Source organism: Pandoraea norimbergensis, assembly GCF_001465545.3.
GTDB classification, from domain to species: Bacteria; Pseudomonadota; Gammaproteobacteria; order Burkholderiales; family Burkholderiaceae; genus Pandoraea; species Pandoraea norimbergensis.
Genome location: NZ_CP013480.3, coordinates 3,064,788 through 3,086,167, shown reverse-complemented (window position 1 = coordinate 3,086,167; position 21,380 = coordinate 3,064,788). Strand labels below are relative to the sequence as shown.

The following is a 21,380-nucleotide window of genomic DNA, read 5'->3' as shown; positions in this document are numbered from 1 at the left end:
TCGATGCGGTTTCGCTCAATCTGCCGCCACGTGCACCATTTCCTCGACTTCGCCCGGCTGCTTCTTCTTCATGCGAATAAACAGCAATAGCGGCATGACCAGCAGCGTGAGAATCATCATCAGCTTGAAGTCATCCAGATAGGCGATCATCGCCGCCTGCCGGGTGACTTCGGCATTGAGGGCGGCGATAGCTGCCGATCCGTACGTCTGTGCGTACGATTCCAGTCCCTGTGTGAACGGCGTGATGTGTTCGGAGAGCACCGCGTGATTGACCTGCGTGTTCTGCGTGAGCAGCGTCTGCACGACCGAGATGCCGATACTGCTGCCGATGTTGCGCGACAAACTGTAAATCGCCGCCCCGTCGGCGCGCAGTGCGCCCGGTAGCGTCGCGAACGTGACGGTGGTGAGCGGCACGAACACGAACCCCAGCCCGAAGCCCTGAATAACGCCCGGCCAGACGATGTCCGATGGACTGAGCGTCGTCGTGTACCCGGCCATCATGTAAAGCGAATAGGCGGTGAGCGCGAAGCCGAACCCGAGCAGATAACGCACGTCGACTTTGCCCACGAGGCGCCCGACGATCAGCATCGCGGCCATCGTGCCCGCCCCGGATGGCGCCGTGACCAGCCCGGTCAGGATGGCCGGATAACCGAACAGGCTTTGCAGCATCGGCGGGAGCAAGGCGCGGGTGGCGTAAAGAATGATCCCGACGACGAAGATGTAGATGATGCCGGTGTTGAAGTTGCGATCGCGCAGCAAGGCCCGGTTGAAGAACGAGTTCTCATCGGCGGTCCACGTGTGCACGATGAAATACGCGAAGCAGATGATCGCCCCGAGCATCTCCAGCCAGATCTCGGTCGAATTCAGCCAGTCTTGCTGCTCACCCCGGTCGAGCAGCAATTGCAGTAGCCCGATCGCCAGCCCGAGTGTGACGAAGCCCAGCGCATCGAATTTTCCGGCCTTCGCTTCGGGCGGTTCTTTCAGATATGCGGCGATACCGAGAAACGCGATCAACCCGATCGGCAGATTGATGTAGAACACCCAGCGCCAGTTGTAGCTGTCAGTGAGCCAGCCGCCGAGCGACGGCCCGAGAATCGGTCCGACCATCACCCCCATGCCGAATACCGCCATCGCCGAGCCATGCTTGTGCGGCGGATTGATGTCGAGCATGGTCGCTTGCGATAGCGGCACGAGTGCCGCGCCACAGATGCCCTGAAACAGGCGCGCCGCCACGATTTCCGTGAGCGAATGCGCCATACCGCATAGGGCGGAGGCGATGGTGAAGCCGGCGACCGACCACAGAAACACCCGGCGCCGGCCGAAGCGCGCACAGAGCGTACCGGTGAGCGGCGTGGCAATGGCGGCGGCGACGATATACGACGTCAGTACCCAGGTGATCGAGTCCTGCGAGGCGGAAAGGCTGCCTTGCATGTGGGGCAGGGCAACGTTGGCGATGGTGCTGTCGAGCGTTTGCAGCACCGTCGCGAGCATGACGGAAATACTGACCAGCGCGCGATGCTTGTTGGCGTCGCCGGCGCTTTGCGGGGAAGACACGGTATTACCTCGGGTGGAATGCTTCGAACCTATTGTTGTTGTCGCACCGCGCGTGGCTGTCGTCCCAAGCGTGTTCGCCGGGACCGGCAGGGCTGCGGTGCGCTTGCGGGCCGATGTCAGGCGATCGGCGCGCTGTCTCCTTCACGGGTTTCTCAAAACTCCTTAAAGATTCCTTATTCCGTTGTTTCGTCGTCGGTGCGGTCGGTGCGGTCGGTGCGGTCGGTGTATCTGGGCGTGGTCGATGTCGGCGGGCAGGCCGCCTCCGCGCGCGTCAGGTTCGTGAGCACCTTGCCGAGCAAGCGAGACAGTTCGGTGCGTTCTGCCGGGGTGAGGTCGGCCATTGCGTCGCGCTCGACCATGCCCGCGAAGGCGACGATCGTGTCGATCTTGGCTTCCGACGCCTCGGTCAGATACAGCAGGTGAGCGCGCTTGTCGTTGGGGTCGCGTTCACGGCGCACCAACGCCTTCTCTCTGAGCCGGTCGAGCAGTCTGACGAGTGCCATGGGGGTCAACTCCATGCGTTCGGCCAGTTCGGCCTGGGTCTGTACACCGTAGCGGTGCAGCATCACGAGCACGCGGCATTGCGCACGGGTGAGATCGAAATTGCCTCGGGCGCGCCGGTCGAACAGACGCGAGTGCACCCGGGCCACGTCATGGACGAGCGTGCCGAAGCGGGACGACCAATCGATTTTCGGCATGGCGGACTCCTACCGGTATGGCCTCGCCGGCAGACAAATTAGTAAACAGGTTTATCATTTTGCCAGAGTCTCTCTTAGGACGGCAACTGTGGCAAATAGGTGACATGCGGGCAGGACAGCGGGGCCGTTCGGGGGACGGCTGGCGGGTTTTGCTCGGCGCGACGGGCATTCCCGGGGTGGTTGCCGTGGGGCGTTGCGCTCAACCGCAGTAAAAGTAAAAAGTGTAAGGAAAATAAGCACTTGACACATTGCTTCGGCGGAACAAGAAAGGAATGGTGCGATGCGTTAGGCGCGACCGCCATAGCGTGGCACCTAGCCCTTTCTTGACCCTAAGGAGTGTCAATCATGTTTGACCTTTCACAAGCTTCCGATGTCCTCTCGATCACCGAAGTCGACAATTTCCCCGCCCGCGGGGCGGCGAACTTCGCCAATCAGGCGGATTTGCGCGAAGAATCGCTGCCGTTCATCGTCACCATCGCCAGTGACGAAACCGGACTGCGCGATGCCGTCGCCATGCGTCAGGCGGCTTATGGCCGCCATCTGCCCGATCTGGCCGCGACGCTGAGCGAGCCCGAGGCGAGCGATCGCGAACCCGGCTCCATCGTGCTCGTAGCCCGTGCCCGTCTGGACGGTGCGGTCATCGGCACGATGCGCATTCAGACCAACCGCTATCAGGCGCTGCATCTGGAAGACTCGGCACCGTTGCCGGAATGGCTGGGCGATGCGGCACTCGCCGAAGCCACTCGCTTGGGCGTGGTGGCGGGCCCGGTGGGCCGGGCCGTGAAGACTGCGCTCTTCAAGGCGTTCTATCAGTACTGCCTGCTCTCGCGTATCGACTGGATGGTGATCACCGCGCGTCCGCCGTTGCATCGTCAATATGAAGCGCTGATGTTCGTCGATGTGTTCCCGTCGCAGGCGCTCATTCCGATGGCGCATGTGGGCGGCATCGGTCACCGTGTACTGGCATTGGACGTCGCAAATGCCCGCACGCGCTGGCAAGCGGCAGGACATCCGCTGTTCGGCTATATGTGCCTGACGCATCATCCGGACTTGCGTCTGGGCATGCCTGCCATGGATGCATCGGTCGCGTTTGACCGGTCAGCACCGGGCGAAGCCAGTGTTGGCGCGCATTTGCGGGATTTATCTTTTGGTGCCGACGCGGTAGGATGCGTACCAGCAGGCTACAGCCTGGCGGTGTAATGCCGTTATTTCAACTAACGTTGCCCCGGCGTGCGAACGACGCGATGTCGAACCTGCCGGCGGTGACGAGCAGTACGGGTGTGAGACGCCTGCCCGTGCCAGCCCTATCCGGGGCTTGGCATGGGACAGGGGCCCACCCGGCCGGCAAGACGGGCCCCTCTGGGGTTCGCTTTGCCCGGCGTACCACGCGGGGGCGACTAACGAAATAAGGGCACAGAAGGCATATGGCGGGGGATCTCGGCAACGAGCGTGACAATCACGGCCACAATGCGAACGATCTTGCCGACGAGCTGGCCAATTTTGGCAGCCCGCGGCGGCGTTGGCGCGTGACGGCGCGTCTCGACGAACTGTTTCGCACCGTTTCCCTGTATGCCGTGCCCGTCGCGATCATGCTGGTCTCGGGCATCGTGTTGCTGTTTCAGGACAGTCAATATGCTGTGCGCGGCGCGACGCCGCTCGCTTTTCAGGCACTGGGCGATCTGCCCGCGACGTTGGCGCCACCGATGGTGCAGAGCGCACTTGAGCGCACACCGAACGTCGATCAATACAGCACGCATCTGTCGGAGACGCCGGTATGGTTTCGCGTCACCGTGCCACCGGTAGACGACGCGCAACACACTGTTATCGAATTCCCTTCGCGCCACGCGCAGACGCTGGCCTGTTGGCGCAATCCGGACGCCCCGGCCATCGGCCGCGCCGATCGCAGCGATGTGAGCGGCGCATTTCGTGTGTCGAAGGCCGGTTTCGCCATCGATCTGGGGCCACTGACCGCGCCGGTCACGCTGCTTTGCGAAGGCACCTTCTCCGGTCCGGCCCATCTGTCGCTCGTCGCGTGGCCAGCCAGTGAACTTCGTATCTCCGAGAAGGAATTTCATCGCAGTAACGGGCTGCTCGAAGGCGGCTTGCTTACGCTCTCGGCGTTCGTGCTCGTCACGGCCATCATCAACAAGGAATGGCTGTACGTCCTGTTTGCGGCGTGGCTGATCGGCAACTTGCGTCTTGCCGCGAACTCGCTCGGGGCCGACACCCAATGGCTGGAGCGCGCCATCCCCACCGAGTGGGACGCGCTGGTGCGCAAGGCGACGTTCGCCATCTATTACGTCCTCACGTATTCGCTCTTCACGCAACTCTTCAAGCGAGAGTTGCGCCGCGTCGGCATGAAGTGGCTCGTGATGATTCTCCAGTGGGCGGGCGTTGTGCTTTGCTGCGCGGCCATCGCGCTGCCGTATGCGCACTTCATCCCGGTGCTGTGGGCAGTGGCGGCGCTCGGTATCGTGATCGTGCTGTTCCTGCTGGTGCGCATTCTCGTGGCCACGCGCTCGCGAGTCGCGATCTGGTACAGCGCGTCGCTGGCCATCGTGCTCTTTGCAACTTTCTCCGAAGTGATTGCCGCTGCGTTCAACGCGCGGGCACTGTCGACCGCGCTCAACAGCGTGACGGCGGCATTGTTCTCGAGTCTGATGGCGGCGCTGGCGATCGCGGAGCAGATGCGCGCCGAGCATCAGGGCAAGCTGGAAGCGCAGGCGGAACTGCGCAATGCGTACGACGTGACGCCGGTCGGTCTCTTCACGCTGAACGATCAGGGCACGTTCGTGCGGGGCAATGCCGCGCTGCATACGATGCTTGGTATTCCGGGCACCGAGGGCCGCACTTACCGCTGGGATCAGTTCTTCGGACAAAACACCTGGCGCATGCTGCTCGACGTTGCGCAGCACAGCGACGAGTCGGAGCTGGAAATCCTGTCGTTGCCGCGCGATGACGGCCGCACGAGTCGATATCTGGTCAAGGCGATCTTCGCTGATGGCCGTATCGAGGGCTCGTTGCAGGACATCACCGAGCGCGCGCGGACGATGGAGCAGTTGCGGTATCTGGCCGAGAACGACCCGCTCACCGGAGTCTCGAACCGGCGCGGCATCGAGAAGTCGCTGGGCGAGGCGATTCGCACGCTCTCCGACGCTCGCCCTGCGGCGCTGGCCTATCTCGATCTGGACCGCTTCAAGCTGGTCAACGATTTGTTCGGCCATGCGTCAGGCGACGAAGTCTTGCGTCAGGCATGTGACCGCATGCGCTCGCGCCTGTCGGCCGACCAGAGTGTCGGGCGTACCGGCGGCGACGAATTCATTGTGGTGTTTCGCGATGCCACCATCAAGGAAGCGGCTGCCGTGGCGCGCCGGTTGGTCGACGCGATCGCCGGCGAGCCGTACCAGATTGGCGAGCGGGCGTTTCAGGTGCGTGCGTCGGCAGGGGTGATCGAGCTGACCACCGACATGCGCGTGCCCGACGCGATCTCGTCGGCAGATCGCGCTTGCCGCGAAGCCAAGAAGAGCCGGCGTGAACTGGTCGTCTACGAGCGAGGCGCAGCGGCGTTTCGCGAACGGTTGGCCGAATTGCGGCTCATCGACGCCCTGGATGCGGGCCTCACGCCCAACACGCTCTTCCTGGAAATGCAGCCGATCATGGAGATGGCCGCGCCCAGCGGCTCGCTCAACTTCGAGGTGCTGCTGCGCATGCGTGACGGCGAGGGCAATATCGTGCCCGCGTCGCGCATCATCAGTGCGGCAGAAGAGAACGGCACGATCGGCATGATCGACAAATGGGTGCTCACGAACACGCTCACGTGGATCGACTCACACCGTGAGCAGTTGTCGAAGACGCAGTTCGTGTGCGTGAACCTTTCTGGTGCATCGCTCAACGACGAGCATTTCATTCGCGACATTTTTGCGACGCTTGCGGCGCATGAGCGCGCGGTCGGTCTGTTGTGCATCGAGATTACCGAAACTGTGGCGCTCCACGATCTGGACAATACGCGTCGCTTTGTCGACCGCATCCACCAGATGGGCGGGCGCATCGCGCTCGACGACTTTGGTGCGGGCTTCAGTTCTTTCTCGTATCTCAAGGATCTGGCCGTCGATGCGATCAAGATCGACGGTGCCTTCGTCAAGAGCATGGCGGCTCACCCGGCCAATCTGGCCATCGTCGAGGCGATCGTGGCGCTGGCCAAGAATCTCGGCATTCGCAGCGTGGCCGAGTGGGTGGAAGATGCCGCCACGCTCGAAGCGCTCTCCGAGCTGGGCGTCGACTACGTGCAGGGCTTCCTGATTGCACGTCCGCAGACGCCTGAGGCGATACTTGCCGCCGAATCGGCCGCGAGTTTCGTGCGCGACCCGCAACTGGCCGCCTTGCTCGTCGAGCTGGGGCAGGCCTACTACCCGAGCGAGCGTGGCAGCACAGCGCTGCACTAGGGTCTGTTCCCCCTACGGTCGTATGAAGTATTTCTGCCTGCCGGATTGCACGTATTCCGCGCAATGATTTATTTCCGCGAAGTTTCATTTCGGCGCCTCTCAGAGCGTGCCGATTTCCGCGCAAGCCCGGCAGAATGGGGCTTTGCGCTGTCAAGTGACCTCCACAATATCGTCATCAGGACGTAACTCGTCGTAAGAATTCCACTTGGGATAAATCTTGTCCCGCGTAAAGAACGGGTGGCAGAATTTGTTCATCGACGCGACTGGAGACAAATCCGGTTCATCGGTGGCGGTTTCTGCGGGCGGGGGTGAGCGCAGAGTGGGACGGCACCGGCGATTGGCGACACGATCGACGCGCGAGGGGCAACGGGGTTAGGACCGTGTACATCCACGAGATGTGTGCGGCGCGACTAGTAGACCTAACCAAAAAAACGACAATGATTTCGACACTGCTCAAACTTCTGTACCGTCACAGCCATGCTGCAAAGTGGCGGCACAACGAGCGCCTGTGGCCGCACGCGCAGATCGTGCGCGACGCGACGGGTGTTATCGAGCGCTTCACTTGGCGGGGCCGCAACGTGCCGCTGGCGCGCCGCGCCGAGTTGCAGCAACTGCGCCGGCTGCCTTGCCACATCGTCGCGAGCGGCCCGTCGGTGGCCGACATCGACTACAACGCACTCCCGATGCATCACGTCATGGGCGTGAACGGGGCGATTGCGCTGGTTGACCGCGCACCGGTGAAATTCAATTACTACTGCCTGCTCGATGCGGGGTTTGTCCGCCAGCGTCCGGATCTGGCACGCCGCATCGTGGCGCGCGATCTCGTGCTGTTCGTCACGCCGGTGGTGTTGGCCCGTCTGCTCGAAACCTATCCGATGTCGGCATTCGGCTGCCGCTTCTATCTGGTCGACGATATTTTCAAGCGCGGCATGGAAGCGGTGCGCACGCCTGCCGCCTTGCGCGCCGACCCGCGCGTGGCCGCCAGTGCCGCCTTCTTCGGCGACGACGGTCATCTGGGCTACAGCTTCAACATCGACAACGGCTTTTTCCACGGCGGCACGGTGGCTTACTTCGCGCTGCAAGTGGCGACGTGGCTCGGTTTCTCCGAACTGTATCTGCATGGTGTCGACCTGCGCGATGCCGCACAGACCCCGCGTTTCTACGAAACGATGCAGTCGCGCGCACCGACACGTCTCGATGCGGAATTTGCCGACCTGATCGAACCGTCGTTCCGGCAGGCGTCGAACGTGCTGCGCTCGCGTGGCGTTCGTGTGGAGAATCTGTCGCGCGAGAGCGCACTCGGCGACGATATTTTCGCCAAGGTCGACTGGCGCTCGCTGCGTCGTCGCAACCTCAGTCTGGTGGTGCCGGGGGATGTCGTGCCGGCGGCGCTCACCGAGGTGGCGGGGGTGCCGGCAACGCCGACGTTCCGTCCGACCGGGACGCACGGTCACAAATGACGAAATGGCGTACGGTGCAGGCGCGCCCGCGCTGCACCGCCGCCATGTCACTCCAGTGACATAATCGTGTCGCAATTGGGCCAAGAAGGCCGCCACATCACGGTCTACCTGCTACAATCGCTCTCCGGGTTTTCCTGAAGCATGAGCGATTATGGGGTTTGGCTGGTTCGGACTGTCGACGTTTTGGTTGCTGGCGTTGTGCTGGCCTGGCGTACGGGGTCTGCTTGGCGGTGAGATACGACTCTTCGGCCCCGGCACCCTGCGCATGCTCCTGGGTGTTCCGCTCGCGATGGTGTCGAGTGCGACGCTTGCCGCGCTGACGGGCGGCGACAATCCCAGCGCCGGTGGCAGCATCGGCCAATCCTTTTCCCACGGTTTGCAAGTCACGCTTGGCGGCACGCTCGCGATGGGCGTCGCTGGCTTTGTTCTGTTGTTCTCCCTCCCGCTTGTCTTCGGCACCACTTGGTGGGGCATGTTTGCGCGCACGGGTTCGGGAAGTGTTGATGACGATGACGAAGGCGATGCCCCGCAGGGCACGCGTTTCGGCAGCCGTTTTGGTTTTGGCGGCGACGCCCGGTCGGACACGCGTCACGAGAGCGGTTACGGCACACGCAGCGAACCGACCCGCGGTTTGTCGCAGATGACGTTTGACATGCCGGAGCGTAGTGATCGCAGCGAGCGCGCTGAGCGCTTCACGCCGACGGTGGGGCAGGGCCATCACAACGTTGGCAGCCTGACCGAGGAACTCGTGCCGCGCCGCCGTGGACTCTCGGCGCAGCCGCCATGGAAACTTTCCGACGAAGAGCGTGCACGGCTTGACGCCATGCAGCCGCCGCCTCCGACGGTGCGTGGTGCGGGTCGCGCCGAGCCGTCGTTCCGGCCAACCGCCGCTGGCGGTACCCGGGCGGTATTGCCGCGCGGAGCCTATGCCGCCGGGACGAGCCGGGGCGATACGCTTCGTATGACCGAATTCGTTCGCACCGAACCGGGTACGCAAGGGCAGGCGCAAGGGCAAGGACAGGGCCGTCCGGCACCATTGCCCGGCGCGACTCGTTCGCCTGCGGCGACGGCAAAAGCCACCACGGCGACCGCTGCGGTCACGCCGGCATCTTCCGTCGCCGCCACCGAGGCGGCACTGCACTCCACATCGATTGGCGGCACAGCGGCGTATCGCCGCCCGGTTGGCACGGCACCGGCGCATTTGCGCGGCACGATTGTGCGCAGTCCTTTCCGCAAGCCGCAACTCGGTCTTGAAGATATGCCGCCGCGCGGCGCCCAACCGGCGCCTGCGGTGAGTCACGGCAACGCGTTGCCGGGATCGATGGCAGCAGAGACTTCGCCACCTGTGGCGCCCATGGCGACACCGGTATCGGCACCGATGTCCGCACCGATGTCCGCACCGGCGCCCACGCCAGTGTCGTCGCCGTCGAAGGCAATCACCGCTGCGCCGGTCGCTGCCGCAGCCGCCATGCAGGGTGCGGCGTCTTGGTCGGCCTCGCATGCGGCGACACCGATCTCCGCCGACTTCTCCGAATTCTCACCGCTGCCGTCGTTTTCACATACCGACGGCATCGCGTCGGCCGACACGTCAAGCGAACTCCCCGATGTCCCCGAGGTGCCGCCGGGCCCAACGCCGGAAATGATCGCCCGCGAAGCCGCCGCCCGCGCCGCGGAAGTGGCGCGTCAGCAGGCATTGGCAGTCTTGCGCGAAGAGGCCGAGGCGCTGCTGCGCGATTTGCGCTCGTGGTCCTCGGGTGATGGCCCGGCAGTGGTTGCGCAGAGCGTGCCGGACGCCGTTCCGCAGCCGCCCGCCGATGTTGTGCATGCGTCTGACGCGCCGGCAATGCCAGCAACACCGGCCGCGACCTATGAGTACGTTGCACCGGCGATGCAAGTGGCATCGATACCGGCGCCCGAACTGACTCCGGCACACGACGCGATCCCGATCCCGGCACCCAACATCGCTGGTCCTGTGTCGACGCCCGAAGTACCGCGTCGTCCGTTCGTATTTGCCGACGTATTGGCGAGCGTCAGAATGACCGATGGCCGCGACGGTGACGTCAGCGCAAGCGACATCGGTACCGGTGTCAATACGGCCATCGAAGCGGCTGCGGACATTGCTGATGCTGATGCCGACACAGACACCGATATCTACGACGACACCGTTCCCGAAGGGGAGGGGAGTGCCGTCGAGACACTCGTCGCGTCAACGGTGATTGACGCGCCTGAAGAAACGGCAATAACTGCACAGTCGCCGGACAGATACGACGCGTCGCCGGACAGCACCCTGCCGCACGATGACGAAGACCCGGCCGACACGCAGCACAAGCCGCATTACGTCTTGCGCGCCGACGGCACTTGGGCACGCACGGATGCCGCCGACGCAGATAGCGAGCCCCCGTTCGACGTGGGACCGCCTGACATCGATGAAGCGGATGACGCCGCTGCCGATCACTGGCAAGCGTTACCGCAGGTCACCCATACTCCTTATCCGGCATCGTCGCCGACGATTCCACCGGTGGTGGTGCCGAGTTTCGCGTCGGCACCCGCCATCCCGTCGTTCGCGAATTTCGCAGCGCGGCCGCCCGCCGAGCCGCCCAGAGCCAATTTCACGGACGACACGCCATACGAGGCTCCGCCACCGCGCGTGGCTGTCGATTACGATCTGCCATCGCTCGACGAGTTGACCCCGGCGGTTGCCGTGACCGATGTGGCGCATGAAATCTCCGAAGAAGCACTCGCCGCCGTCAGTCAGTTGATCGAACAACGGCTGGCCGAATTCAAGGTGCCGGTGACGGTCGTCGGCGCCTCGGCAGGCCCGGTGATTACGCGCTTCGAAGTCGAACCGGCCGTGGGCGTGCGCGGTGCGCAGGTGGTCGGGTTGATGAAGGATCTGGCGCGCGCATTGGGCGTGACGTCGATTCGTGTCGTCGAAACGATTCCGGGCAAGACGTGCATGGGACTCGAATTGCCCAACGCCAAGCGTCAGATAATCCGCCTGTCCGAAATTCTGGCCGCGCCGGTATTTGACGCCCATCCGTCGCGTCTCGCGCTGGCGATGGGCAAGGACATCACGGGTGAGCCCGTCGTGACCGATCTGGCGCGTGCGCCGCACTTGCTGGTGGCGGGCACGACCGGTTCGGGCAAGTCGGTGGCGGTCAACGCCATGATCCTCTCGCTGCTATACAAGGCGACGCCGGACGACGTGCGGCTCATCATGATCGACCCGAAGATGCTGGAGTTGTCGGTCTACGGTGGCATTCCGCACCTGCTGGCACCGGTGGTGACCGACATGAAGCAGGCCGCCCACGCGCTGAACTGGTGCGTCGGCGAGATGGAAAAACGCTACCGTCTGATGTCCGCACTGGGTGTGCGCAATCTGGCCGGTTACAACGAAAAGATCGCCAACGCGCACGCCGCGGGCCAAAAAGTCAGCAACCCGTTCTCGCTCACACCGGACGCGCCCGAACCGCTCGATCGCCTGCCGTTCATCGTCGTCGTGATCGACGAATTGGCCGACCTGATGATGGTCGCAGGCAAGAAGATCGAAGAGCTGATCGCGCGTCTGGCACAGAAGGCGCGCGCCGCCGGTATTCACCTGATTCTTGCGACGCAGCGTCCTTCGGTGGATGTCATCACCGGTCTGATCAAGGCCAACATTCCCACTCGGGTCGCGTTTCAGGTGTCGTCGAAGATCGATTCCCGCACCATTCTCGACCAGATGGGCGCCGAATCGCTGCTGGGGCAGGGCGACATGCTGTTCCTGCCGCCGGGCACCGGCTACCCGCAGCGGGTACACGGCGCGTTCGTGGCCGACGACGAAGTGCATCGGGTGGTGCAGCACTGGCAGCAATACGGCGAACCGGAATACGACGAAGCGATTCTGGCGGGCGATCCGGCAGACGCCGCCTCGGCCGATCTGTTCGGCGAGGCTTCTGCCGACGCCGAGGCCGACCCGCTGTACGACGAAGCTGCGGCCTTTGTCCTCAACACGCGCCGGGCGTCGATCTCTGCGGTTCAACGTCAATTGCGCATCGGCTACAACCGTGCCGCACGTCTTATCGAGCAGATGGAAGCGGCTGGGCTCGTCACGCCGATGGGCCGCAACGGCACCCGCGAAGTACTCGCGCCGGGCGGCACCGACTGATCTTTCCGATCTTGCAACAGATGCGCTCTGCGCGAGCGCATCTGTTTCATCACACTTCCCCTCACCTCACCCTCGTGCCCGTCTACGGTGCAAAAGCGTTCGCGCGCGTCGTGAAAGCACGCTGCTAATCGCCGTCGCTTACAACTCCCTTACGACCCGTCATCCGAGTCGAATTCTTTCGCACTCCGTTCTGACTTGCGGACACGCGCCGTACATGGCGTACAAAAGAAAACCCCTTCGAAACCCGCATGAAATGGGACTTGCTTCGCGCAAACCCGCATCACCGTAGGGGTATTCCCGTCTTTGCGGGCAAAACTCAGGGGTCACATAATCGGCCCGCTAGGTTGGTCGTTCGAAGCGTGCTTTACGGTATCGCCCTGACACGAAATTACAAGACCGGGGCGGTGCGGCGGGGTCAGAACGAACTCGTGAATCGCGCCTCCCACGGCAGGGCCTGCGACATGGATAAGCGCCGAAAGAAAGCGTCATATCGAAACGCATCGCACCGAAGGAGACCCTTATGCAATTCCGATTCAAGCTCATGGCAGGCGCTGTCGCGTTCGCCATCTCCGCTACCACCGCATCGCTGGCCATCGCCGCCGACCCGATCAAGCTCGGCGTGTCCGGGCCGTTCACGGGCGGCTCGTCGTCGATGGGCGTGTCCATGCGTGACGGCGTGCGCCTGGCGGCTGCCGAAATCAACAAGTCGGGCGGTGTGCTGGGCCGCCAGATCGTGCTGGTCGAGCGCGACGACGAAGCCAAGAACGAGCGCGGCGTGCAAATCGCCCAAGAGCTCATCAACAAGGAAAAGGTTGTCGCCACCGTCGGTTACATCAACACCGGCGTGGCACTCGCCTCGCAGCGTTTTTATCAGGACGCCAAAATTCCGGTGTTCAACAACGTGGCCACGGGCACGGTGATCACCGACCAGTTCAAGGCCCCGCAGTATCCCGACAACTACGTCTTCCGTAACGCCGCCAAGGACAGCATTCAGGCCCCGATGATCGTGGAAGAAGCGATCACGCGCCGTGGTTTCAAGAAGCCGGCCATTCTGGCGGACTCGACCAACTACGGTCAGCTCGGTCGTGAGGATCTGGAAAAGGCACTCTCCACCAAGGGCATCAAACCGGTCGCGGTCGAGAAGTTCAACATCAAGGACGTCGACATGACGGCGCAGTTGCTCAAGGCCAAACAGGCCGGCGCCGATGTGATCCTGACCTACGGCATTGGCCCGGAACTGGCGCAGATCGCCAACGGCATGGCCAAGCTCGGCTGGAAGCTGCCGATCATCGGCAGCTGGACGCTCGCGATGGCGAACTACATCGACAACTCCGGTGCGAACGGCGAAGGCGCCCGTATGCCGCAGACGTTCATTCAGGAGCCGAACACGCCTAAGCGTAAGGCCTTCATCGACGCCTATCTGGCCATGTTCAAGCCGAAGAACAACCGCATCGACTCGGCGGTCTCGGCAGCGCAAGGCTACGACTCGGTCTACCTGCTGGCCGCTGCCATCAAGCAAGCCGGCGGCACCGATGGCCCGAAGGTGCGTGCCGCACTGGAAGACCTGAAGGCACCGGTGGAAGGCGTGGTCACGACCTACGACCGTCCGTTCTCGCATGACGACCACGACGCCATCACGGCCAACATTCCGGTGTTCGGCGAAGTGAAGGGCGGCCGCGTCGTGTATGCCTACGACACCGACCTGAAGGCCGGCAGCAAGGTCCGCGAGAAGGTGGCTGGCAAGTAAGCCTGCCTGTGCTCGACAGGCTGCACCCAGATGCAGCCCTGACGGGTGACCCACGGCGCGCGCTGTCCACGACCCAAGCCCACGGGGAAAACTCGGGCAAACGGTCTGGCGCGCGCGCCGTTGCCACACCCGCGGCCTGCCGCCGGCACTCGGGACCGGCGTGAGGCTCGTGATCCGTACGCCTCCCGTGCATCACTCGTAGGCTCGCACTCGCGAGAGAGGACCGCATGACCATCCTGATTCAACTCATCTTCAGCGGCATCGCGCTGGGGATGATCTACGCCGTGATCGCCTTCGGTTACCAACTGACGTTTGCGACGTCCGGCACCCTGAACTTCGGCCAGGGCGAAGCGCTGATGCTCGGCGCACTGGTCGGCCTTACCCTGGTCGACACCCTCGGTCTCAATTACTGGCTGATGATCCCGATCGTGTGCCTGTTCGGCCTCGTGCAGGGCGCGTTCGTCGAGCGCATCGGCGTGAAACCCGCCTTACGCATCAAATCCGAATTCGGCTGGATCATGTCCACCATTGCGCTGGGCATCATCTTCCGCAACGTGGCGGAAAACGTCTGGGGCCGTGACGATCTGAAATTCCCGTCGCCGTTGCCCGAAGCCCCCGTCAGCGTGCTGGGCGCCAATGTGCTGCCCATGGAAATGCTGGTCGTCGTCGGCGCACTGCTGATGATGGCGGCCGTCGAGTTGTTCAACCGCCGCTCGATCTACGGCAAGGCCGTGGTGGCCACGGCGAACGACCGCGACGCGGCCGGCCTGATGGGGATCAACACGAGTCTCGTCATTACGTTCTCGTATGCGCTGTCGTCGATGGCCGCTGCGTTTGCGGGCGTGCTCGTCGCGCCGCTCACGCTTACCGGTGCCACGATGGGCGCGGTCCTCGGCCTGAAGGCGTTCGCGGTGGCGATCATCGGCGGGCTCTCGAGCGGGATGGGCGTGCTCGTCGGCGGTTTGATTCTCGGCATCGCCGAGACGACCACGGCGTTTTATGTGTCGACCGGGTACAAAGATGTGCCGGGCCTCGTGCTGCTGTTGCTCGTTCTGGCCGTGAAGCCGGCGGGCCTGTTCGGCAAGACCGCGATCAAGAAGGTGTAACCATGACCGCACAGACCACCACCTCCCGCGAGGCCGGCGATCTCGGCGGCCTGCGCATGACCGCCAAGCTTGCGGGCATCGTCGGCATTCTCGCGCTGTTCGGCTTTCCGCTTGCCGTCGGCAATCCGTATTACATCCACATGATCGAGACGATCATGATCTACGCGATCCTGCTCTTCGGGCTGGATATCGTCGTGGGCTACACGGGGCAGGTATCGCTGGGCCACGCCGGCCTGTTCGGTATCGGCGCCTATGTGGCGGGCGTGTTCTTCGCCAAGCTCGGGCTCTCGCTCTGGCTGGCGCTGCCGGCGGCCATTCTGGTCACGGCTGCGTTCGGCGCGATTCTCGCATTGCCTGCACTGCGAGTGATCGGACCGTATCTGGCCATGGTGACGCTGGCGTTCGGCACCATCATCCAGATTCTTATCAACGAGATGGACTTCCTCACCTCGGGGCCACTCGGCATCAAGCTCACCAAGCCGCTCATCGGCGGGCATCCGATCGATGAAGTCGAGTACTACTGGCTGGTGGCGGTATTGCTGCTGCTGAGCATGCTGGTGGCGCATCGCATTCTGAAGTCGCACCTTGGCCGTGCCTTCGAGGCACTGCGCGATTCGCCGGTGGCGTCGGACTGTATGGGCGTGTCGGTGTATCGCTACAAGGTGTATGCGTTCGTGATCAGCGCCGGTTTTGCCGGGCTCGCGGGCAGTCTCTACGCCTACTCCGAGCAATACATTTCGCCGAACACGTACAACTTCGAGTTGACGATTCTGTTCCTGCTCGCCGTGATCATGGGCGGTCGCAAGACGCGCAGCGGCTCGCTGCTGGGGGCGGCCATCATCGTGCTGTTGCCGCAATTGCTCGATGACATCGCCACCTTCCGTATCGTGGCGACCGCCATCGCCGTGGTGACCACGGGTGTTGCCGTCACCGCCATCGCACGCGGACGCACGAGCCTCGCCAAAGCCGCGGTGCCGATTGTCGGCACGATTGCGCTGGCTAGCGTGACGTGGTGGCGCGACAACATCACCGACTGGCGTCTGACGATTTTCGGTCTGATGATTCTGTTTGTCGTGTACTACCTGCCCGATGGCATCGTCGGCTTCCTGCGTGCCAAGGTCATGAACCGCCGCCGGGCGCACACCGTGTCGGCGGCACAGATCGACGAGGGCGCGGCGAGCACCACCGACCCGGTACTGGCAGCGGCTGCCAGCGGCCCGGAGGAGTTGCTCAAGGTGCGCCAGCTGCTCATGCAGTTCGACGGTCTCAAGGCGCTCAATCAGGTGGACCTGACGGTCAAGCGCGGCACGATTCACGGGTTGATCGGCCCCAACGGCTCGGGCAAGAGCACGATGATGAACGTGCTCACGGGCATTTACGTGCCCACGGCGGGCAGCATCGAATTCGCCGGGCAATCGCTGGCCGGGCGTACGTCGGCAGACATCGCGCTCTCCGGCGTGGCACGGACTTTCCAGAACGTGCAGTTGTTCGGCGAAATGACGGCGCTCGAAAACGTGCTCGTGGGGTTGCATCACACGTTCGGCTCGACGCTGGTCGATGTGTCGTTGCGACTACCGCGTTACAAGCGCGAAGAAGGCGGGGCCCGTGCACGGGCGATGCGGCTGCTGGAGTTTGTGGGGCTGGCGCCACTGGCCGACGAGGAGGCGCGCAATCTGCCGTATGGCAAACAGCGTCTGCTGGAGATCGCACGGGCACTCGCGCTCGACCCGCGCTTGCTGTTGCTCGACGAGCCCGCGGCGGGCCTCACGGCACCCGATATTCGCGAGTTGCTCACGATCATTCGCAAGATCCGCGACCACGGCATTACGGTCATCCTGATCGAGCACCACATGGACGTGGTCATGAGCACGTGCCAGACGGTGTCCGTGCTCGACTTCGGGCAGAAGATCGCGGAAGGGCTGCCGGCACAGATTCAGGCCGATCCGAAGGTGATCGAAGCCTATCTGGGCGGCGCAACGACGACTCACTGACGCGCGCCATGTCACGGGGACCAGCTTGATCGGTGCCCGTGACGTATCAGGCAGCCACGAACTCACGGAACTCCTATGCTTTCCATTCGTAATCTGCAAGCCGGCTACGGCAAAGTGCAGGTACTGCACGGCATCGATATCGATGTGCCGGGCGGTCAGGTCATTACGCTGATCGGCTCGAACGGGGCCGGCAAGACCACCACCATGCGCGCCGTGTCGGGCATGATCAAGCCGACCTCGGGTGAAATTACCCTCGGTGAGAAGCGCATCGACGGGCTCGATTCGCATCGCATCGCCAAGCTCGGCCTCGCGCACTCGCCGGAAGGGCGACGTGTTTTCGCCACCATGTCGGTAACCGACAATCTGCGCCTCGGCGCGTTTCCGCGCTTGACCGGCAGCCGTCCGCGCGGCGACGTGGCGGCTGACCTCGACCGCGCGATGGATCTGTTTCCACGGCTGAAGGAACGCCGCAACCAGTTGGCCGGTACGCTTTCGGGCGGCGAGCAGCAGATGCTCGCGATGGCCCGCGCGGTGATGCTGCGCCCGGACATCGTGCTGCTCGATGAGCCGTCGATGGGGCTCGCGCCGATTCTGGTCGACGAAGTGTTTCGCATCATCGGCAACCTGAAGTCAGAGGGCGTGACGATGTTGCTCGTCGAACAGTTCGCGGCAGCGGCGCTGGCCGTGGCCGACTACGGCTACGTGCTGGAAAACGGCCGCATCTCGGTGCACGGTCCGGCAGAGCGTCTGCGCAACGACGACGCCGTGCGTGCCGCGTATCTCGGCGGCGGTCACTGAACGAAAAACGGGCGGCCTGTGAGGGCCGCCCGCTTGGTTCGCGCTTTCGGTTGTTTCTGCGTTGCGTCGTTGGCTTCCCAGCACCCCGCTTCAGCGATTCACGTCCACCACCACCCGGCCGTGAATTTCCCCCTTCACGATGCGTTGCCCGATGCCGATGGCGTCGTGCAGGCTAACGTCGTGCGAAATGCCCCCGAGTTTTTGCGGTTCGAGATCGCGCGCCAGACGCTGCCAAGCTTGTTCGCGCAGCGCGTGCGGGGCCATCACGCTATCGATCCCGTGCAGCGTAATGCCGCGCAGGATGAACGGCGCCATGTTGGCCGGGAAGTCCATGCCTTGCGCGAGACCGCACGCCGTTGCCACGCCGTCATAACGCAACTGGGCGCAGGCATTCACGAGCGTGTGCGATCCCACCGAGTCGACCACGGCAGCCCAGCGCTCTTTCTGAAGCGGTTTGCCGGGGTCTGAGAGCAGATTGCGGTCGATGACTTCCGCAGCGCCGAGCGTCTTCAGATAGTCCGCTTCGTGGAGCTTGCCGGTCGAGGCCACCACGCGATAACCGAGCGAACTGAGTAGCGCGATGGCCACCGAGCCCACACCGCCGGAGGCCCCCGTCACCAGCACGTCGCCATGCCGTGGGGACACGCCGCTGCGCTCCAGTGCCATCACCGACAGCATCGCCGTATAGCCGGCGGTGCCGATCGCCATCGCATCGCGCGGCGTCAGGCGCCCGGGCAGGCGCACCAGCCAGTCACCCTTGAGACGGGCCTTCTGTGCCAGACATCCCCAGTGCGTCTCGCCGACGCCGTAGCCGTTGAGCACGAACCGATCGCCCTTGTGCCACGCGGGATGCGACGATTCGAGGACCGTACCGGCGCCATCGATGCCCGCGACCATCGGCCAGTGGCGCACGACGGGTGCGCGGCCGGTGATCGCCAGACCGTCCTTGTAATTGATGGTGGAGTAGTCGATGGCGACGAGCACATCGCCATCGGTGGGGAGTGCATCGTCTTCCAGTGCGGTGACGGCGGCCTGCGTGGCACCGTCGGATTGCGTCAGCAAAATCGCGTTGAACATGCCGTGACGTCTCCGAAGCTAAAGGGGACTTACCTGTCTTGCGGGTGCCGGCTACTGCTGTCGACGTTTCATGACACGCGCATCGCCGCCGTGATGGCTTCGCGGGTTTCTCGCGTCAGTACGCCGAGCAATTCTGCTGCGGGCAACACGCGGGCGAGCGGTGCCGCTTGCCCGGCCCATTGTGCCGCATAGCCGCTGTCCTTGTGCGCCTTTGCGGCGGCGTTGAGCGATTTGCCGGCGTCGTACGTGATCGGATAGTCAGGGATCGCCGGGCGTCCTGCCGCCTGTTCGAGTTCCCATAAGCGATTCACGAACCCGCGTGCCGGGCGGCCCGAGATGGCGCGAATCAGCGCGGTGCGGGGCGGTTCACTGCGCGTGAGCGCTTCGCGATAGGCGGCATCCGCGCTGGACTCCGGGCAAAGCAAGAACGCCGTGCCCAATTGCGCAGCCTGTGCGCCAAGTGCGAGGACGGCGGCAATGCCTGCGCCGTCCATGATGCCGCCCGTCGCGATCACCGGTAGCGACGTCAGCGAGACGAGCCGCCGCACCAGTGCGAAGGTGCCCAACTGTTCGTCTTGCGTGCGTTGACGGTCGCCTTCGTCGTTGAAGCGTCCGCGATGCCCGCCCGCTTCCCAGCCTTGCGCGACGATGGCATCGATGCCGGCCGCCTCGATGGCGGCAGCCTCTTCTTCGTTCGTGGCGCTGGCGAACAGTACGATGCCCGCTGCTTGCAACGCATCGATCCAGTCTTGCGGGGGCAAACCGAAGTGGAAGCTGATGACGGCCGGGCGTTCTTCGAGAAACATCTCGTACATCGCCACGTCTTCCACGAAGCTCAGATAGATTTCGCGCAGCGACGCGGGCGGCTTCGCGTCGAATCGTGCGAACTCCGGCGCCAGATAGTCGAGCCATGCGGCTTCGCGCGCCGCGTCGGCCTTGGCCGGCACGTGCGTGAAGACGTTGACGTTAAACGGTCGGTCGGTCAGTGCGCGCGTCTGGCGGATGATGTTGCGTGCCGCCGTGGCGTCAATATTACCGACGGCCAGAGAGCCAAGGCCACCGGCGTTGGAGACGGCAGCCGCAAGTGCCGGTGTGGAAGCCACCGCCATCGGTGCCTGAATGATCGGTGTGGTCAGGCCAAGGCGTTCAGTGAGGCGAAGCGTCGTTGTCATGGGTTACTCCGCGCTCAAAGCGTGTCGGCCAGTTCGCGCAGGGCGTCGAACGTTTCATGCAGCTCGGCGCGCAACACGCCCACGAGTTCTGCCGCAGGCATTGATCGGGCCAACGGGGCGGCTTGACCGGCCCACTGGGCGGCGTAATCGCTGTTGCCCTTGGCTTTGGCCGCGGCATTGAGTGCCTTGCCCGCGTCGTACGTCACCGGATAGGCGGGAAGCAGCGGACGCTCGGTCGCTTCTTCGAGTTCGTACAGGCGGTTGGCGAAGCCGCGCGCCGGACGGCCGGAGATCGCACGAATCATCGCGGTGCGCGGCGGATGACCACCGGTCAATCGTTCGCGATACGCCGCGTCGGCGGCTGACTCGGGGCAGCCCACAAAGGCCGTGCCAAGTTGCGCCGCCTGTGCGCCAAGGGCCAGAACGGCTGCGATACCTGCGCCGTCCATGATGCCACCGGCCGCAATCACCGGCAGCGACGTGTGCGTCACGAGCAGACGCACCAATGCCAGCGTGCCCAGTTGTTCGTCATCCGTCGGCACGCGATCGCCAAGATCCTCGAAGCGTCCACGATGACCGCCGGCTTCATAACCTTGCGCGACGACCGCGTCGATGCCGGCGGCTTCCACCGCGCGCGCTTCGGCCAGATTGGTTGCCGTGGCGAACAACGTGATGCCTGCGGCGTGCAGCGCATCGATCTTGGCTTGCGAGGGCAAGCCGAAGTGGAAGCTGACGACGGCCGGGCGCTCTTCGAGCAGCATCTCGAACATGGCGTCGTCGGCGACAAAGCTCAGGTAGATCTCGCTGAGCGTGGCGGGCGGTGTGGCGTCGAAGCGGGCGAATTCGGGAGCGAGATAGGCTAGCCACGCCGCGTCGCGCGACGTGTCGAGCTTGGCGGGGGCGTGACAGAAGAGGTTGACGTTGAACGGCTTGCGCGTGAGGGCGCGCGTGTCATGAATGGCTTTGCGCGCGGTTTCGGCGTTCCCCGACGCGACACCCAGCGAACCGAGTCCGCCAGCGTTCGAGACGGCAGCGGCCAGTGCGGGCGTCGAGGTGCCGGCCATGGGTGCCTGAATGATCGGGGTGAGCAAGCCGAGACGTTCGGTGAGCGGGTGAGAAGCGAGGGAGCTACGCATGGCGATCTGCACCTTTCAATGGTCGGTGGGGTCGTTGGGGGCGGCAGCCGTG

At 63.9% G+C, this 21,380-nt stretch carries 13 protein-coding genes; 8 read left to right on the top strand and 5 right to left on the bottom strand.

Features of this window, described 5'->3' with window-relative positions; genetic code table 11:
- Window positions 1-15: 15 nt before the first annotated feature.
- Together AT302_RS13285 and AT302_RS13280 are read right to left on the bottom strand one after the other, a co-directional pair.
- Complete coding sequence (locus tag AT302_RS13285; protein WP_237172189.1) at window positions 16-1,491, bottom strand: MDR family MFS transporter; 1,476 nt, start codon at window positions 1,489-1,491, stop codon at window positions 16-18.
- Between the two features lie 236 nt (window positions 1,492-1,727).
- Entirely contained in the window at window positions 1,728-2,252 is a 525-nt protein-coding gene (locus AT302_RS13280; protein WP_058378859.1) for a MarR family winged helix-turn-helix transcriptional regulator, read from the bottom strand.
- 345 nt (window positions 2,253-2,597) lie between these two features.
- On the opposite strand from AT302_RS13280, the gene AT302_RS13275 reads away from it, so the two are divergent.
- From AT302_RS13275 to AT302_RS13240, 8 genes are all read left to right on the top strand, one after another.
- Window positions 2,598-3,452, top strand: a complete 855-nt coding sequence (locus AT302_RS13275; protein ID WP_058378858.1) for an N-acyl amino acid synthase FeeM domain-containing protein — start codon at window positions 2,598-2,600, stop codon at window positions 3,450-3,452.
- A 224-nt stretch (window positions 3,453-3,676) separates the two neighbouring features.
- Window positions 3,677-6,694 carry a putative bifunctional diguanylate cyclase/phosphodiesterase gene (locus AT302_RS13270; protein ID WP_058378857.1) on the top strand — a complete coding sequence of 1,006 codons (3,018 nt, stop codon included), beginning with the start codon at window positions 3,677-3,679 and terminating at the stop codon, window positions 6,692-6,694.
- 437 nt (window positions 6,695-7,131) lie between these two features.
- Entirely contained in the window at window positions 7,132-8,154 is a 1,023-nt protein-coding gene (locus AT302_RS13265; protein WP_058378856.1) for a hypothetical protein, read from the top strand.
- A 265-nt stretch (window positions 8,155-8,419) separates the two neighbouring features.
- A complete protein-coding gene (locus AT302_RS13260; RefSeq protein WP_237172150.1) occupies window positions 8,420-12,301 on the top strand; it encodes a DNA translocase FtsK in 3,882 nt (1,293 codons plus the stop codon).
- A 520-nt stretch (window positions 12,302-12,821) separates the two neighbouring features.
- Window positions 12,822-14,048: an ABC transporter substrate-binding protein gene (locus tag AT302_RS13255; protein ID WP_058378855.1), complete on the top strand. Its 1,227-nt coding sequence runs from the start codon at window positions 12,822-12,824 to the stop codon at window positions 14,046-14,048.
- 227 nt (window positions 14,049-14,275) lie between these two features.
- On the top strand, window positions 14,276-15,154 hold the full coding sequence (locus tag AT302_RS13250; RefSeq protein WP_058378854.1) for a branched-chain amino acid ABC transporter permease: 879 nt from the start codon (window positions 14,276-14,278) through the stop codon (window positions 15,152-15,154).
- Between the two features lie 56 nt (window positions 15,155-15,210).
- Window positions 15,211-17,145 carry a branched-chain amino acid ABC transporter ATP-binding protein/permease gene (locus AT302_RS13245; RefSeq protein ID WP_058380316.1) on the top strand — a complete coding sequence of 645 codons (1,935 nt, stop codon included), beginning with the start codon at window positions 15,211-15,213 and terminating at the stop codon, window positions 17,143-17,145.
- Between the two features lie 75 nt (window positions 17,146-17,220).
- Entirely contained in the window at window positions 17,221-17,943 is a 723-nt protein-coding gene (locus AT302_RS13240; protein ID WP_058378853.1) for an ABC transporter ATP-binding protein, read from the top strand.
- A 90-nt stretch (window positions 17,944-18,033) separates the two neighbouring features.
- Here AT302_RS13240 and acuI read toward each other — a convergent pair whose 3' ends face one another.
- The 3 genes from acuI to AT302_RS13225 form a co-directional block, all read right to left on the bottom strand.
- The gene (gene acuI, locus AT302_RS13235; RefSeq protein WP_058378852.1) at window positions 18,034-19,020 is read right to left on the bottom strand and encodes an acrylyl-CoA reductase (NADPH); all 987 of its coding nucleotides are present in this window, start codon (window positions 19,018-19,020) and stop codon (window positions 18,034-18,036) included.
- Between the two features lie 68 nt (window positions 19,021-19,088).
- The gene (locus AT302_RS13230) at window positions 19,089-20,192 is read right to left on the bottom strand and encodes an NAD(P)H-dependent flavin oxidoreductase (protein ID WP_058378851.1); all 1,104 of its coding nucleotides are present in this window, start codon (window positions 20,190-20,192) and stop codon (window positions 19,089-19,091) included.
- 14 nt (window positions 20,193-20,206) lie between these two features.
- Window positions 20,207-21,328 (bottom strand): NAD(P)H-dependent flavin oxidoreductase, encoded by a 1,122-nt coding sequence (locus AT302_RS13225; RefSeq protein WP_058378850.1) that lies wholly within the window; start codon window positions 21,326-21,328, stop codon window positions 20,207-20,209.
- Window positions 21,329-21,380: the final 52 nt, after the last annotated feature.